Genomic DNA, 16,574 nt, shown 5'->3' with positions numbered 1-16,574 from the left:
ACCCCCTGGCCCGCCACTACCCCGCCCGCCCCCATGACACCGGCGTCCACCTGCTCCTGGGGGGCGTGAAGAACCGGGGCCGGGGCGTGGGCACCACGCTGCTCCGCGCCGTCGCCGACCTCGTCCTGGACAACCTTCCGCGCTGCGGACGGGTCGTCGCCGAACCGGACCTGCGCAACACCCCGTCCGTATCCGCGTTCCTCAGCGCCGGCTTCCGCTTCTCCGCTGAAGTGGATCTCCCCGACAAACGTGCCGCGCTGATGATCCGCGACCGAACGTACCGAGCCCAGCTGTGACTTGCTCTCCGCACCGTCCAAACCGCTCGAACCTCATAGGTTCCCTCCGGAGGAGTCCCCGTGCCGATATCTCCCACGAGCCGTGATGCAGCCGAGTCCCCGCAGCTGTTCAGCCCTCCGGAGCTGAACCGGCAGATCTGGGACCGGGCCGCAGCGAGGCTCCTCGCCAAGATGCTCGGTGAGTTCGCCTACGAGAAGATCATCGAGCCGGTTCCGGAGCCCGGGACCGGTGGGCGCCACCGGCTGACCCTCGACGACGGGGGAGCGCTCGCCTTCACCGCCCGGCGCGGCGTCTACGGCAGTTGGCGCGTCGACCCCGAGTCGATCGAGATCACCGCACAGCCCTCGGCCGCCGGTGCCGAAGGCCCGCCCGCCCCGCAGGCCGACGTCCCGTCCGACGGCTCGGCCGTCACCTCGGCCAATGGCTCGCCCGCCGCCCAGCCCGACGCGCGGTCCAACGGTTCGTCCGCCGCCTCCCGCCCGTTCCGTGACCCGCTGACCTTCCTCACCCGGGCCCGTGATCTCCTCGGGCTCGACGGGACGACGCTGGGCCACCTCATCCGCGAGCTGACCCTGACGCTGTCCGCAGACGCCCGGCTCGACCACTCCGCGCTCACCGCGGACCGGCTCGCCGCCCTGGACTACGCGGAGTTGGAGGGCCACCAGACCGGCCACCCCTGGCTGGTGGCGAGCAAGGGGAGGCTCGGGTTCTCCGCCGCCGACGCCGCCCGCTTCACCCCCGAGACCCGCAGCCCGCTCCGGCTGCCGTGGATCGCGGTCAGCACCCGTATCGCGCAGTTCCGGGGCGTCGGCCGCGTCTCCACCCCCGACCGGCTGTACGCCGGAGAGCTCGACCCGGACCTCTGGGACGCCTTCGCCGACGTGCTGCGGGCCCGGGGACACGACCCGCGGGACTACTTCTACCTCCCCGTCCATCCCTGGCAGTGGGACGAGTGGATCGTGCCGCTCTTCGCCCCGGCCATCGCCGACGGCGACATCGTGGCCCTGCACACCGACGGCGACGCCCGCCTCCCGCAGCAGTCCATCCGCACGTTCGCCAATGTGGAGCGGCCCGAGCGGCACACCGTGAAGCTCCCGCTCTCCATCCTCAACACCCTGGTCTGGCGCGGCCTGCCGACCGCGCGGACCCTCGCCGCCCCCGCCGTCACCGCCTGGGTCCAGGGGCTCTGCGAGGGCGACCCCTTCCTGCGCGACACCTGCCGGGTCATCCTCCTCGGCGAGGTCGCCTCCGTCGCCGTCGAGCATCCGCTGTACGACCACCTCCCCGAAGCGCCCTACCAGTACAAGGAACTGCTCGGCGCGATCTGGCGGGAGCCCCTGCCGCCCCGCCTCGCCCCGGGCGAGCGCGCCCGCACGCTCGCTTCCCTCCTCCATACGGATCCGACGGGCCGCGCGTTCACCGCGGAGCTGGTCGAGCGCTCCGGCCTCGCCCCGGAGACCTGGCTGAAACGGCTCTTCGCCGCCTTGCTGCCGCCCCTCCTGCACTTCCTCTACCGCTACGGCACCGTGTTCTCCCCCCACGGCGAGAACGCGATCGTCGTGTTCGACGAGAACGACGTGCCCGTACGGCTCGCCATCAAGGACTTCGTCGACGACGTCAACGTCAGCGCCCACCCGCTGCCGGAACACGACACCATGCCCGACGAGGTGCGTGCCGTCCTCCTCACCGAGGAGCCGTCCTTCCTCACCCAGTTCATCCACTCCGGCCTCTTCGTCGGCGTCTTCCGCTATCTGTCACCCCTGTGCGAGGAGCAGCTCGGGGTCTCCGAGGACACCTTCTGGTCACTCGTCCGGGCGGAGATCGTGCGTCACCACGCCCGCTTCCCGGAGCTGAAGGAGCGGTTCGAGCTGTTCGACATGCTCACCCCCGAGATCGAACGCCTCTGCCTCAACCGCAACCGCCTGCATGTCGACGGCTATCGGGACCGGGCCAGCCGCCCGCACGCGGCGATCCACGGCACCGTTCCCAACCCGTTGCACCCCTCCGCCCACGTCCGGGAGTGACCGCCGTTGTCAGCGGTGCGCCGTAGGCTGGGCGGGCTATGACGAAGCCATCTCTCCCCGAGCTCCTGCACGCCGCCGTCACCGCCGTCGGCGGTACGGAACGGCCCGGCCAGGTCACCATGGCCGAGGCCGTCGCCGAGGCCGTCGACGATCAATCCCACCTGCTCGTCCAGGCCGGTACCGGTACGGGCAAGTCGCTCGGCTATCTGGTGCCGGCCCTGGCGCACGGGGAGCGGGTCGTCGTGGCCACGGCCACCCTCGCCCTCCAGCGACAGCTCGTGGAGCGCGACCTTCCGCGTACGGTCGAGTCCCTGCATCCGCTGCTGCGCCGGCGCCCGCAGTTCGCCATGCTCAAGGGCCGGTCGAACTACCTCTGCCTGCACCGGCTCCACGAAGGGGTGCCCCAGGACGAGGAGGAGGGCCTCTTCGACCAGTTCGAGGCGGCGGCCCCGTCCAGCAAGCTGGGGCAGGACCTGCTGCGGCTGCGGGACTGGTCGGACGAGACGGAGACGGGCGACCGGGACGACCTCACGCCCGGTGTCTCGGACCGGGCCTGGGGCCAGGTCTCGGTCTCCTCGCGGGAGTGCCTGGGCGCGACGAAGTGCGCGTACGGCGCGGAGTGCTTCGCCGAGGCGGCCCGCGAGCGGGCCAAGCTCGCGGACGTCGTCGTCACCAACCACGCGCTGCTCGCGATCGACGCCATCGAGGGCGCGCCGGTGCTGCCGTCGCACGAGGTGCTGATCGTCGACGAGGCCCATGAGCTGGTCTCCCGGGTCACCGGCGTCGCCACCGGTGAGCTGACCCCCGCCCAGGTCAACCGCGCGGTCCGGCGTGCGGCGAAGCTGGTCAACGAGAAGGCGGCCGACGCCCTCCAGACCGCGGCCGAGGGGTTCGAGCGGGTCATGGAGCTGGCGCTCCCCGGACGGCTCGAAGAGGTGCCCGAGGACCTCGGATACGCGCTGATGGCGCTGCGCGACGCGGCGCGCACGGTGATCTCCGCGATCGGCGCCACCCGGGACAAGTCGGTCGAGGACGAGAACGCCGTCCGCAAGCAGGCCCTGGCGTCGGTCGAGTCGATCCACGGCGTCGCCGAGCGCATCACCCAGGGCTCCGAGTACGACGTCGTCTGGTACGAGCAGCACGACCGGTTCGGCGCCTCCGTCCGGGTCGCCCCGCTCTCCGTGTCGGGGCTGCTGCGCGAGAAGCTGTTCGCCGAGCGTTCCGTAGTACTGACCTCGGCCACCCTCAAGCTCGGCGGCGATTTCAACGGCGTGGGCGCGTCCCTCGGGCTGGCCCCGGAGGGCACGGCGGGCGAGGACGTCCCGCAGTGGAAGGGGCTGGACGTCGGCTCCCCCTTCGACTATCCGAAGCAGGGCATCCTCTATGTCGCGCGGCATCTGAACACCCCGGGGCGCGAGGGATCGCGTACGGACATGCTGGACGAGCTCGCCGAGCTGGTGGAGGCGGCCGGCGGCCGGACGCTGGGGCTCTTCTCCTCCATGCGGGGAGCCAAGGCGGCGGCCGAGGAGCTGCGGGGGCGCCTGGACAAGCCGATCCTGCTCCAGGGCGAGGAGACGCTCGGCGAGCTGATCAAGAACTTCGCGGCCGACCCGGAGACCTGCCTCTTCGGCACGCTGTCGCTCTGGCAGGGCGTGGACGTCCCGGGGCCGAGCTGTCAGCTGGTGGTCATGGACCGGATTCCGTTCCCCCGGCCCGACGATCCGCTGATGAGCGCCCGGCAGAAGGCGGTCGAGGAGGCGGGCGGCAACGGCTTCATGGCCGTGGCGGCGACGCACGCCGCTCTGCTGATGGCCCAGGGCGCGGGCCGGCTGGTCCGGGCGACGGGAGACAAGGGGGTCGTCGCCGTGCTGGACCCCAGGCTCGCCAACGCGCGGTACGGAAGCTATCTGCGCGCCTCGCTGCCGGACTTCTGGTACACCACCGACCGGAACCAGGCGCGCCGCTCGCTGGCCGCCATCGACGCCAAGGCCAAGGCGGACGGGGCGTAGACAGGCCCTTTCGCCGACTGTGCCGTCCCGGGGCAAGGCAAGGCCCCGGGACCGACGTCATGATCGACGTCCTAGGGAGTCCCGGGGCCGACAGGCTCTCCGACCGACGCTGCCGTCAGACGCGGCGCAGCACCGCCACCACCTTGCCCAGGATGGTCGCCTCGTCGCCGGGGATCGGCTGGTACGCGGCGTTGTGAGGCAGCAGCCATACGTGACCGTCCTCCCGGCGGAAGCGCTTGACCGTCGCCTCGCCGTCGAGCATGGCGGCGACGATGTCCCCGTTCTCCGCGACGGGCTGGCGGCGGACGGTGACCCAGTCGCCGTCACAGATCGCGGCCTCGATCATCGAGTCGCCGACGACCTTCAGGACGAACAGCTCACCGTCGCCGACGAGCTGGCGGGGGAGGGGAAAGACGTCCTCGACGGACTCCTCGGCGAGGATCGGGCCACCGGCGGCGATGCGGCCCACCAGCGGCACATAGGACGCGGCGGGCTTGCCCGTCGTGTCGGTCGGCTGGGTGCTGGGCTGGTCCGATCCGCGCACCTCGTACGCGCGGGGGCGGTGCGGATCCCGGCGGAGGAAGCCCTTGCGCTCCAGGGCCATCAGCTGGTGGGCGACGGACGAGGTGCTGGAGAGGCCCACCGCCTGACCGATCTCCCGCATGGAGGGCGGGTATCCCCGCCGCTGCACGGAGTCGCGGATGACCTCGATGACCCGCCGCTGGCGGTCCGTGAGCCCCGAGCTGTCCGCCCGGATGCCGGGAGGCCTGCCGGGCATGGAACGTCCGGGGCGTGCGGGCTCGGGCCCGTCCGTGTTCGTGACTGAGTCATTCATGGCATGCACCGGCTCAAGTCGGCTCTGGGAGCGGTGGTCCCGGGCGGTGATGGTGGCGCTGTCTGCGGTGGTGGTCACGTCGGCCCCTCTCGAATGTTCTCCCTAGCTGGACAACGGTAGTAGCTTTCGAAAGGTTGCGCCAAACACACGTTCGAGTGAAAAACGAATAGAGGGGTGCCGCGGTGCTGTCGACAGGTGTATGGGCGCCGTCGTGGAGGCCGCGTGGCCTACGTGGCGGCCCTGTCGCGGCACCGGCCCAAGTCTTTCATCCGGACCTGTGCGCAGAGTCTTTCATCCGGGTCCGGGCGCCGAAGCCCCGGCGGCTCGACGGGCCCGCGTTTCCCGTACCCTCTTCTCTGGCCCACGCTCCCCGGGCGACCTCGCGGCGGCCTCTCGGCGAGATCCGGCGCGCGACACGCGATGGGGTCGAAAACGCAACCCGACCCTAGATCTAGTGGTTGGATTGCCTCAGTCGCCCAGAAGTTGTGGTCTCGGTTCAAGCGCGCCGTGGTCATCGCCTATGCTGGGGACTGCTTCCAGGGGCCCGGACAAGGCCCTGAAGAGGCTATTCAGTCGTGCGTGTGAAGGAGGGTTGGGAGCCATGCACTGCCCCTTCTGCCGGCACCCCGACAGCAGAGTCGTCGACAGTCGCACCACCGACGACGGGACGTCGATCCGTCGCCGCCGCCAGTGCCCCGACTGCTCCCGCCGCTTCACCACGGTGGAGACCTGCTCGCTGATGGTGGTCAAGCGCAGCGGCGTGACCGAACCCTTCAGTCGCACCAAGGTCATCTCCGGCGTCCGCAAGGCATGCCAGGGACGGCCCGTCACGGAGGACGCCCTCGCCAAACTCGGCCAGCGGGTCGAGGAGGCGGTGCGCGCCACCGGCAGCGCCGAACTGACCACCCACGACGTGGGACTGGCCATCCTCGGCCCCCTGCAGGAACTCGACCTCGTCGCGTACCTGCGCTTCGCGTCCGTGTACCGGGCGTTCGATTCCCTGGAAGACTTCGAGGCCGCCATCGTGCAACTGCGTGCGCAGCGGCCTTCCGCGGAGGACTGCGGGAGCGGCGAGACCCTTGAGGTCCCGGCGCCCGCCATTGCCGCCGACTGAGCGGTACCCCGCCCGTCACGGTCCGGAGTCACCTCCGCCGACCGATGGCCGGGCGAACGAAGACCTGTTCCCGTGGCCGAGCGCGGCCCACGGGGCAACGGACACACATTGTGCCTGGGAAGATCTGGGCACTTCAGGGCGTTTTCGCCCACATATGGGAGGCGGCATGACAGAGACGGCGAGCGGCCCGGCACGAGGTTCCCGCACCAAGGGCGCCAAGGCGAGCAAGGGTCTGCGTATCGAGCGCATCCACACCAACCCCGGCGTGCATCCGTACGACGAGGTGACGTGGGAGCGCCGTGACGTCGTCATGACCAACTGGCGCGACGGCTCGATCAACTTCGAGCAGCGTGGCGTCGAGTTCCCCGACTTCTGGTCGGTGAACGCGGTCAACATCGTCACCAGCAAGTACTTCCGCGGGGCCGTCGGCACGCCGCAGCGCGAGACCGGTCTCAAGCAGCTGATCGACCGGATCGTGAAGACGTACCGGAAGGCCGGCGAGGACAACGGCTACTTCGCCTCTCCCGCGGACGCCGAGATCTTCGAGCACGAGCTGGCCTACGCCCTCCTGCACCAGGTCTTCAGCTTCAACTCGCCGGTCTGGTTCAACGTCGGCACGCCCCAGCCGCAGCAGGTCTCCGCCTGCTTCATCCTGGCCGTCGACGACTCCATGGAGTCGATCCTCGACTGGTACAAGGAAGAGGGCATGATCTTCAAGGGAGGCTCCGGCGCCGGCCTGAACCTCTCCCGTATCCGCTCCTCCAAGGAGCTCCTCTCCTCCGGCGGCAACGCCTCGGGACCGGTCTCGTTCATGCGCGGCGCCGACGCCTCCGCCGGAACGATCAAGTCGGGCGGCGCCACCCGCCGCGCGGCCAAGATGGTCATCCTCGACGTCGACCACCCCGACATCGAGAACTTCATCGAGACCAAGGTCAAGGAGGAGGAGAAGATCCGCGCCCTGCGTGACGCGGGCTTCGACATGGACCTGGGCGGCGACGACATCACGTCCGTCCAGTACCAGAACGCCAACAACTCGGTCCGGGTGAACGACGAGTTCATGAAGGCCGTCGAGTCGGGCGGCAAGTTCGGGCTGCGCGCCCGGATGACCGGCGACGTCATCGAAGAGGTCGAGGCCAAGTCCCTCTTCCGCAAGATGGCCGAGGCCGCCTGGGCCTGCGCCGACCCGGGCATCCAGTACGACGACACCATCAACGCCTGGCACACCTGCCCGGAGTCCGGCCGGATCAACGGCTCGAACCCGTGCAGCGAGTACATGCACCTGGACAACACGTCGTGCAACCTCGCCTCGCTGAACCTGATGAAGTTCCTCAAGGACGACGGCCTGGGCAACCAGTCCTTCGAGTCCGAGCGCTTCTCCAAGGTCGTCGAGCTGGTCATCACCGCGATGGACATCTCGATCTGCTTCGCCGACTTCCCCACGCAGAAGATCGGAGAGAACACCCGCGCCTTCCGCCAGCTGGGCATCGGTTACGCCAACCTCGGCGCGCTCCTGATGGCGACCGGCCACGCGTACGACAGCGACGGCGGCCGTGCGCTCGCCGGAGCCATCACCTCGCTGATGACCGGCACCTCGTACAGGCGCTCCGCCGAACTGGCCGCGGTCGTCGGCCCGTACGACGGCTACGCCCGCAACGCCGAGCCGCACCAGCGCGTCATGAAGCAGCACGCCGACGCCAACGCCAAGGCCGTCCACGTGGACGACCTCGACTCCCCGGTCTGGGCCGCCGCGACGGAGGCCTGGCAGGACGTGATCCGGCTCGGCGCCAAGAACGGCTTCCGCAACGCGCAGGCCTCGGTCATCGCGCCCACCGGCACCATCGGTCTCGCGATGTCCTGCGACACCACCGGTCTGGAGCCCGACCTCGCCCTGGTCAAGTTCAAGAAGCTGGTCGGCGGCGGCTCGATGCAGATCGTCAACGGCACGGTGCCGCAGGCGCTGCGCCGCCTCGGCTACCAGCCCGAGCAGATCGAGGCGATCGTCGCCCACATCGCCGAGCACGGCAACGTGGTCGACGCCCCCGGCCTGAAGGCCGAGCACTACGAGGTCTTCGACTGCGCGATGGGCGAGCGCTCCATCTCCGCGATGGGCCACGTCCGGATGATGGCGGCCATCCAGCCGTGGATCTCCGGCGCGCTCTCCAAGACGGTGAACCTCCCCGAGAGCGCCACCGTCGAGGACGTCGAAGAGGTCTACTTCGAGGCGTGGAAGATGGGCGTCAAGGCGCTCGCGATCTACCGCGACAACTGCAAGGTCGGCCAGCCCCTCTCCGCCAAGACCAAGGAGAAGGAGAAGGAAGAGGTCACCGCGAAGGCCGAGGAGACCATCCGCGAGGCGGTCGAGAAGGTCGTCGAGTACCGCCCGGTCCGCAAGCGTCTCCCCAAGGGCCGTCCCGGCATCACCACCTCCTTCACGGTGGGCGGCGCCGAGGGCTACATGACCGCCAACTCCTACCCGGACGACGGTCTCGGCGAGGTCTTCCTGAAGATGTCCAAGCAGGGCTCGACCCTCGCGGGCATGATGGACGCCTTCTCCATCGCCGTCTCGGTCGGTCTGCAGTACGGCGTCCCGCTGGAGACGTACGTCTCGAAGTTCACCAACATGCGCTTCGAGCCGGCCGGTATGACGGACGACCCGGACGTGCGGATGGCGCAGTCGATCGTCGACTACATCTTCCGCCGCCTGGCGCTGGACTTCCTGCCCTTCGAGACCCGCTCGGCCCTCGGCATCCACTCCGCCGAGGAGCGCCAGCGCCACCTGGACACCGGCAGCTACGAGCCGTCGTTCGAGGCGGACGGCCTGGACGCCGACAGCCTGGCCCAGTCGGCCCCGGTCCACGCCGAGCCCCTGAAGGCGGTTCCGGCTCCCGCGGAGTCCGCCGCGAAGGCGGCGCCGAAGACCGCGCACACCTCGGCCGAACTGGTCGAGATGCAGCTCGGCATCAGCGCCGACGCCCCGCTCTGCTTCTCCTGCGGTACGAAGATGCAGCGCGCCGGCTCCTGCTACATCTGCGAGGGCTGCGGCTCGACGAGCGGCTGCAGCTGACCGGAAACGGAACCACGTAGGTCTTAGCTGACCCGCGGCTCACGAAGGGGACCGGCCACCGGCCGGTCCCCTTCGGTGTGCCCCCGGGTTGTCCGGAACTGACCGTTGTCAGCCCTCCGCGGCCCGGCTTCCCATCGCGGCGGCGAACGTGTCGGGGTCGCCGTCGTACCCGCGTACGGCCGAGCGGAAGCCCCAGGGGCCCGAGCCGTCCCGGGTGAACTCGCCGACGACCGCCGCGGTCGCCCAGGCCACGTCGGAGAAGTCGTTCTCCGCCAGCTTCGTGTAGCCCTCGGCAATCTCCATCGCCGTGCTCCCTATGGCGCCGAAGGTCTTGTGACCGTCGCGCTGCTGGATGGCGACGCCGACCACCACCCGCCCGTACCGCTCGGCCAGCCGGTTCAGCTCGATGGTCATGACCTCGTCGAAGCCGAAGCCCTGGCCGGTCCGGCTGTCCCGGTTCAGGGTGATGGTGCCGTCCGGGGAGCGGCTGTCGAAGTGGACCAGGTAGGCGGGGGCGCCGTACGGATCGTCGGCCGGGTACGTCGCCGCGATGATGTCGAGGTCGTTGGCCGCCGCCCCGTGCGGACTGGGGTCCCATTTGACCCGCACTTCGACCTTCTCGATGTCCTTGTTCGGAGTGCTCAAGAAACTCCCCTCCCGGCTGACGGCCCACGGACCGTTCGCATCACCCGATACACGATGGACCCGATCATGTACGGAACGGGCCGCCGAACCAACTGCCTCGGAATCGGACGGCGGATTCGGGCCATCCGACGGCCGTGCCCGCATGCTCAGTGGGGCATTCTGCGCGGCGGGCGCTGCCGGACCTCCTCGCGGAACAACTCGATCGCACTGCTGACCTGACGCATCAGGTGCGTGTTCTCGATGCGGTCCAGATAGAGGCACTGGCCGGCCAGCCCGTCGAGTTCGAAGGCGAAGTAGAGGGCCATCAGCGGGTTGACGAAAAGCTCGCTCCCTTGGGTGCGCGAGGTGAACTGCACGTCCCCGAACTCCCCTCGTACGGCTGCCGCTATGGAACCGTTGACGATGCTGGGGTGTTCCGGAGTCTGTTCCTGGGCATGGGCGACCGCGTCGAGGAACAGGGCGCCCTCCCGGCTCGTACGGGGTACGGAGAACGCCCCCAGATACGCGCCCGCCCGCTCCAGTGCCGCGATGTTCTCCAGGACCAGACCGTGGCTGACCCCGTGGTGGGCGTCGACCCCGAACCCGATGGACACGACGAGGCGTTCGGGCCCTTCGATCCCGGCGAGCGCGGCGACGCTGGTGAGGTCCTCCTCCGGGGTGCCGAGTCCCGACTCGTCCCCGCGCATCAGGATGTCCGTACCGCCGTCCACGAGGACGACCGCCTCGATGTCGTACCGCTCGATCAGCGCCCGGTACGCGGCGCGGAGCGGCTGGACCCCGACCCGGGCCAACGCGTGCACCGTGCCCGGGTATCCGTGCAGGGTGAGCCAGCGGGCGAGGGCGCGCTCGGGGAAGTACGGCTGGTGCGGGGAGGTGTCCGGGGTGATCAGCGCCAGATCGGGGGCCGCCCAGGACTCCAGCGGCAGGCCTTCGACCGCGCTGAAGGTGAGGTTGGCGAGCTGGACCTCCTTGCCCTGGTGCATCAGCGAGAGCGCCAGAGGCAGCCCGGCGTAGATGTCGAAACCCCCTCCCGCTCCCGCCACGAGGATGCGCCGGGCGGAGGCGAGCCGGTCGAACAGGGGATGGGCGTGCAGCGTCGTCATGGTGATCATTGTGGGAGCGGAACGACCGGTTCGGGTGCACTCCCCGGGACCGTGACGCGTGCCACGTTCCGCGCCGTACGATGGCGCGGTGCTGGTGAAGTGGATTCGCTGTTCCGTGGTGGACCGTCATGGTTTCGAGCGGGGGCAGCGGAAGTGGGCGGGGCTGCTCGGCGAGCCGGGGTTCAGAGGACAGAGCGGCGGGTGGAGCCGAACGCGCCCCGATGTCGCCCATGTCTTCGCGTTCTGGGAGAACCGCGTCTTCTACGACTCCTTCATGGCCCGCGGGCACGACCGGCTGGCGGCCGGGCAGTCGGGCATGTTCCGCGATATGCAGGTCACGCTCTTCGAGCGCCGCTTCGACGTGAAGACGGGCTTCGAGCCCCACTTCGCGGAGGCCGACGTCGCCAGGGTCGCGCACAGCCGGGTGCACGAGGAGCGCGCCGAGCACTTCGTGCTGATGCAGCAGCAGGTATGGAATCCCGCCGTGGCCGGGTCGCCCGGCATGCTGCGCGGTGTGTTCGGCGAGGCGCCGGGCAACGAGTTCCTGGCGCTGTCCCTGTGGAAGTCGAGCGCCGAGCGGGGCAAGTACCGCGCGGCCGGGGCCGAGCGGCTGGCGGCCCGCGCGCAGACCGAGACGGACGTGATCGCGCTGACGGGAGACGTCGTGGAACTGGAACCGTCCTGGACGGTGTGACTCGCGCGGCCCGCTCATGGACGGTGTGGCTCCGGGGGCCCTCCTGGACGGCGTGACCCGCGCGGCACCCTCCTGCCGCCCCGACCGGTCGCGCGGGTCCGATCCGTTCTAGGCTCGGGACATGGCACGACCGCAGCGCATCGTCCTCGTCCGGCACGGCGAGTCCGAGGGCAACGCCGACGACACGGTGTACGAGCGGGAGCCCGACCACGCGCTCCGGCTCACCGCCACCGGTCTGCGGCAGGCCCGGGAGACCGGGGAACAGCTGCGCGAGCAGTTCGGCGACGAGCGGGTGAGCGTCTACATCTCGCCCTACCGCCGCACCCACGAGACGTTCCGGGCCTTCGATCTCGACCCGGTCCGCGTCCGGGTCCGCGAGGAGCCCCGGCTCCGGGAGCAGGACTGGGGCAACTGGCAGGACCGGGACGATGTACGGCTGCAGAAGGCCTACCGGGACGCCTACGGGCACTTCTTCTACCGCTTCGCCCAGGGCGAGTCCGGCGCCGACGTCTACGACCGGGTCGGGGCGTTCCTGGAGAGCCTGCACCGGAGCTTCGAGGAGTCGGACCACCCGGAGAACGTGCTGCTGGTCACCCACGGACTGACGATGCGGCTGTTCTGCATGCGCTGGTTCCACTGGTCGGTCGCGGAGTTCGAGTCCCTGTCCAATCCGGGCAACGGCGAGACGCGGACCCTGCTGCTGGGTGAGAACGGCCGCTACACCCTCGACCGGCCCTTTCAGCGCTGGCGGACCCCTGAACCGTACGGCCGTACCGGTTAGAGTGGCTGTGCGATGACCGCTGATTCTGCTTCCGCGCGGCGCTTCGAACGCGCCCTGGCCAGCCTGCGTGGGCTGTCCGTGGGAGACGCCCTGGGCTCCCAGTTCTTCGTTCCGGCCAACTACCCCCTGCTGCAACAGCGGGCCCTGCCGCCCGGACCCTGGCAGTGGACCGACGACACCGAGATGGCCTGCTCGGTCCTGGCCGTGCTCGCCGAGCACGACCGTATCGACCAGGACACCCTCGCCCGCTCCTTCGCCGAGCACCACGACTTCGACCGCGGCTACGGCCCCGCCGTCAACCGGCTCCTCCGGCTCGTACGGGAGGGCGGCGACTGGCGGGAACTGTCCTCGGCGCTGTTCCAGGGCCAGGGCTCCTGGGGCAACGGTTCGGCGATGCGCATCGCCCCGCTCGGCGCCTGGTACGCGGACGACCCCGAGCAGGCGACCCACCAGGCGGAGATCTCGTCGTACACCACCCACCAGCACCGTGAGGCCGTCGTCGGCGCGATGGCCGTGGCCGCCGCCGCGTCGCTCGCCGCCGCCCCCGGCGGGCCGCCGAGCCCGGAGGACCTCCTCGACGGCGTCATCGCGCTCGTGCCCCGCAGCGCGGTCGGCGCGGGACTGCGCCGGGCCCGCGACATGCTGGACTACCAGGACGCGGGGACGGTTGCCGCGGTCCTCGGCAACGGCCGCCGGACCAGCGCCCACGACACCGTGCCGTTCGCGCTCTGGTCGGCCGCCAGGAGCCTCGGGAACTACGAGGAGGCGTTCTGGGTGACGGCCCAGGCGGGCGGCGACGTCGACACGACGTGCGCCATCGTCGGCGGTGTCGTCGCGTCCGGCGAGACCGGAGCGCCGCCCTCCGACTGGCTGGCGCAGACGGAGGAGCCACCCGCGTGGCTGACCCCGTCCCTGCGCTGACCGTCCCGCTCCTCCGCTCCTCTGTCACGGTCCTGCCACAGGATCACTCTGCGTGTCTGCGAACGAGAGTTCGGGACTACTCTTTCGGCCACGCCGCCCCTGGTTGATCTTGAGGGCGCGCGCCGAATGAGACACCGGGCCGGGCGTACGGCTGTGGGCCGCGCCCGGAACCGGTGGGGGAGGGGTCCCATGTCCGATCAGCCGTCCGAGGCGTCCAGACCGGCGGAGAAGTCACCGGAAGCCGGTACGCAGCAGCAACCGGAACCACAACCGGAACCACAACCGGAACCACAACCGGAACCACAACCGGCACCACAACCGGAACCGCAATCACCGGCGCCCACCGCGACCGCCGCGCCCGACCAGGCCGTCAAGACCACCACGACCGCCGACGCACCGTCGCGCGCCGGCACACCGGCAGCCGGACCCGGCAACCCGTGGCAGTACGGTGCGGGGGCACCCGGAGCCAGGAACAGCACGGCTGACGGCGTGACGGCCCGGCTCCGGCCACCCGCTCCGCCCCTGATCCGTCCCGCCGTGCTCTGGTCGGTCCTCGCCACCGCCGTCCTGAGCGCGCTTCTCCTGGGCGACGGCCTCGGGGTGAACCTGCTGATCGTGGCGGTGCCCGCCGCACTGGCGGCGTTCTACGCCGCACGGTCGGCGGGCCGCCGGCTGCGGCCATGGACCGCGACGTGGGCGGTCGGGGGCCTCGCACTGCTCGCCGTGCCCGCGCTCCGGGACGCGGGCTGGCCCACGTTCCTCGCCGTGGTCTCCGCCTTCGCGCTCGGCTCACTGGCCCTGCACGGCAGCCGCAGCTGGCTGGGTGTACTGATCGGCTCGCTGGGCCTGTTCGACTCGGTCGTCCCCGGCATCATCTGGGGCGTACGGGGGATACGCGCCCGCGCCGACGGCTCCCGGGCGCGCTGGGGGGCGGGCCTGCGCACCACGGCGGTGGCCGTCGTGCTGCTGGTGGTCTTCGGGACGCTCTTCGCGAGCGCGGACGCCGCCTTCGCCGACCTGCTGGGCAACCTCATGCCCGACGTCTCCCTCGGCGAGGGCCCCTGGAGGATCTTCCTGTTCGCGCTCGGTCTGGCCGGTGCGCTCGCCGCCGCGTACGCCGCCGCGGCCCCGGTGCGCTGGGACGGGATCACCGTGTCGCCCGGCAAGCCGCGGGGACGGATCGAGTGGGCCCTTCCGCTGATCGTGCTCAACCTGCTCTTCGCCGCGTTCATCGCCCTCCAGCTCGTCGTCCTCCTCGGTGGCTACGAGAAGGTGCGGGCGGAGACCGGGCTCGACCACGCCGAGTACGCCCGCCAGGGCTTCTGGCAGCTGCTGTGGGCGACCCTGCTCACCCTCCTCGTCATCGCCCTGGCCCTGCGCTGGGCACCGCGCGGCGGCAGCCGGGACCGGACGCTGGTGCGCGCCGTCCTCGGCACCCTCTGCGTGCTCACCCTCGTCGTCGTCGCCTCCGCGCTGCGCCGCATGGACCTGTACGTCGACGAGTACGGCCTCACGAGGCTCCGGATATCCGTGGCCGCGATGGAACTCTGGCTCGGGGTGGTGCTGGTCCTGATCCTGGCTGCCGGGGTCTTCGGGGCCCGGTTCCTGCCCCGGGCCATCGCGGTGAGCGCGGCGGCCGGGGTCCTGGCCTTCGGGCTGCTCTCGCCGGACGGACTGATCGCCGAACAGAACGTCCAGCGCTACGAGTCCCGGGAGTCGGCCGGCATCGACATCGATTACGTCAAGGACCTCTCCGCCGACGCCGTACCGGCCCTGGACCGACTCCCCGAACCGGAACGCTCCTGCGCGCTGCGCATCATCCAGCGCGAGGTTCTCCACACCGACACCCCCTGGTACGCGACCAGCTGGGGAGAGGCGCGGGCGAAGGAGATCCTGGAGAAGCGCCCGGTGCAGGGCGACGGCCGGGACTGCTACCGCCTGGGCACGGACGGAGTCCGCGACGGCTACGAGCCGGACGACGACGGCTACGACCCGTACTGAGCAACCGCCTTCCGGGCGGCAGCGCCGCTCGGAGGGTGCGCCCCCGATGGCTGATTCGCAGTACGGACGGTGCCCCGGGGTGTTGCTGTCGTGGCTCGCGGCGTACGCTGGCTGGCGCCATGCCGTACGAACCACCCACGCACACCGTCGAGCGCTCGATTCGCGCTACCACCGGTGCCAGGACCGTCGCCGGTGTCGATGAGGTCGGACGCGGAGCGTGGGCCGGACCCGTCACCGTGTGTGCGGCGATCACCGGCCTGCGCCGACCGCCCGAAGGTCTCACCGATTCCAAGCTGTTGACCCCGCGGCGGCGCGCCGAACTCGAACCCGTGCTGCGGAGCTGGGTCACCGCCTACGCCCTGGGCGACGCCTCGCCGCAGGAGATCGACGACCTCGGAATGACCGCCGCCCTCCGGCTCGCCGCCGTGCGCGCCCTGGAAGGGCTGCCGGTCCGTCCCGACGCGGTGATACTCGACGGCAAGCACGACTACCTGGGCGTTCCCTGGAAGGTCCGCACCGTGATCAAGGGCGATCAGTCCTGTATCGCGGTCGCGGCGGCCTCGGTGATCGCCAAGGTGCACCGGGACCGGATGATGGCCGAGCTCGGTGCCGCGTCCGAGGACTGCGGCGACTTCGCCTTCGACGCCAACGCGGGGTATCCCTCGCCCGTGCACCGGGCCGCGCTGGAGGAGCGGGGGCCCACGGCCCACCACCGCCTCTCCTGGTCGTACCTGGACGGGCTGCCCCGGTGGCAGCACCTGAAGAAGGTCCGTATCTCCGCCGAGGCGGCCGCACTCGAAAGCGGGGGCCAGCTCGGCTTCGAATTCTGATCGCGCGCACGCGCCCCTTCTCCCGGCGCCGACGACCTCGGCGTCCGACATCCAGACCACCGTCATGCCTCTGATCTCCGAGGAGCCTCAGATTCCCGAGAGCGCCCAGGGTCCCCGCGTCACTCCGGCCGCCGGCCGCACCGCGCCGACCCCCCGTCCCGTACCCGGTCCGCGTTCAGCGGCCACCCCGCGTCCCGGCCGTCCGGGCCCCGGCCCCGCGCGCCCCGCGCCCCCGGCGCAGCGCGCCCACCCCACC

General features: G+C 70.7%; 13 protein-coding genes and 1 pseudogene. 11 read left to right on the top strand and 3 right to left on the bottom strand.

Features of this window, described 5'->3' with window-relative positions:
• The 3 genes from D3105_RS23945 to D3105_RS23935 form a co-directional block, all read left to right on the top strand.
• On the top strand, positions 1 to 296 hold a 296-nt coding region (locus D3105_RS23945; RefSeq protein WP_133305703.1), incomplete at its 5' end, for a GNAT family N-acetyltransferase.
• Between the two features lie 60 nt (positions 297 to 356).
• Complete coding sequence (locus D3105_RS23940) at positions 357 to 2,321, top strand: IucA/IucC family protein (protein ID WP_118905112.1); 1,965 nt, start codon at positions 357 to 359, stop codon at positions 2,319 to 2,321.
• Between the two features lie 38 nt (positions 2,322 to 2,359).
• On the top strand, positions 2,360 to 4,330 hold the full coding sequence (locus D3105_RS23935) for an ATP-dependent DNA helicase (RefSeq protein WP_006128058.1): 1,971 nt from the start codon (positions 2,360 to 2,362) through the stop codon (positions 4,328 to 4,330).
• Between the two features lie 115 nt (positions 4,331 to 4,445).
• Here D3105_RS23935 and lexA read toward each other — a convergent pair whose 3' ends face one another.
• A complete protein-coding gene (lexA, locus tag D3105_RS23930) occupies positions 4,446 to 5,243 on the bottom strand; it encodes a transcriptional repressor LexA (protein WP_010072358.1) in 798 nt (265 codons plus the stop codon).
• A gap of 523 nt (positions 5,244 to 5,766) precedes the next feature.
• Between lexA and nrdR the strand changes: the two genes are divergently transcribed.
• Entirely contained in the window at positions 5,767 to 6,279 is a 513-nt protein-coding gene (gene nrdR, locus D3105_RS23925; protein ID WP_118905111.1) for a transcriptional regulator NrdR, read from the top strand.
• Between the two features lie 166 nt (positions 6,280 to 6,445).
• The gene (locus tag D3105_RS23920; protein ID WP_118905110.1) at positions 6,446 to 9,343 is read left to right on the top strand and encodes a vitamin B12-dependent ribonucleotide reductase; all 2,898 of its coding nucleotides are present in this window, start codon (positions 6,446 to 6,448) and stop codon (positions 9,341 to 9,343) included.
• A 108-nt stretch (positions 9,344 to 9,451) separates the two neighbouring features.
• Here the strand turns inward: D3105_RS23920 and D3105_RS23915 are convergent, their stop codons facing one another.
• Positions 9,452 to 9,988, bottom strand: coding sequence for a TerD family protein (locus D3105_RS23915; protein WP_010072360.1), 537 nt, complete (start codon positions 9,986 to 9,988; stop codon positions 9,452 to 9,454).
• 146 nt (positions 9,989 to 10,134) lie between these two features.
• Entirely contained in the window at positions 10,135 to 11,091 is a 957-nt protein-coding gene (locus tag D3105_RS23910) for a DUF1152 domain-containing protein (protein ID WP_118905113.1), read from the bottom strand.
• Between the two features lie 88 nt (positions 11,092 to 11,179).
• Between D3105_RS23910 and D3105_RS23905 the strand changes: the two genes are divergently transcribed.
• The 6 genes and pseudogenes from D3105_RS23905 to D3105_RS35465 all read left to right on the top strand — a co-directional run.
• Entirely contained in the window at positions 11,180 to 11,785 is a 606-nt protein-coding gene (locus tag D3105_RS23905; RefSeq protein ID WP_165891068.1) for a YdbC family protein, read from the top strand.
• Positions 11,786 to 11,906: 121 nt separating this feature from the next.
• Positions 11,907 to 12,566 (top strand): histidine phosphatase family protein, encoded by a 660-nt coding sequence (locus tag D3105_RS23900; RefSeq protein ID WP_118905108.1) that lies wholly within the window; start codon positions 11,907 to 11,909, stop codon positions 12,564 to 12,566.
• 12 nt (positions 12,567 to 12,578) lie between these two features.
• Positions 12,579 to 13,487, top strand: coding sequence for an ADP-ribosylglycohydrolase family protein (locus tag D3105_RS23895; RefSeq protein ID WP_118905107.1), 909 nt, complete (start codon positions 12,579 to 12,581; stop codon positions 13,485 to 13,487).
• Positions 13,488 to 13,676: 189 nt separating this feature from the next.
• Positions 13,677 to 15,488, top strand: a complete 1,812-nt coding sequence (locus D3105_RS23890; protein WP_118905106.1) for a DUF4173 domain-containing protein — start codon at positions 13,677 to 13,679, stop codon at positions 15,486 to 15,488.
• 119 nt (positions 15,489 to 15,607) lie between these two features.
• Positions 15,608 to 16,318, top strand: coding sequence for a ribonuclease HII (locus D3105_RS23885; protein ID WP_032789558.1), 711 nt, complete (start codon positions 15,608 to 15,610; stop codon positions 16,316 to 16,318).
• A gap of 64 nt (positions 16,319 to 16,382) precedes the next feature.
• Positions 16,383 to 16,574: pseudogene (locus D3105_RS35465) on the top strand (hypothetical protein); the annotation flags it as partial.

The sequence above is a fragment of the Streptomyces globisporus genome (assembly GCF_003501885.1).
In the GTDB taxonomy this organism is placed as follows: domain Bacteria; phylum Actinomycetota; class Actinomycetes; order Streptomycetales; family Streptomycetaceae; genus Streptomyces; species Streptomyces globisporus_D.
The sequence above is the reverse complement of the archived record's forward strand: the minus strand, read 5'-3'. Positions and strand labels throughout refer to the sequence as shown.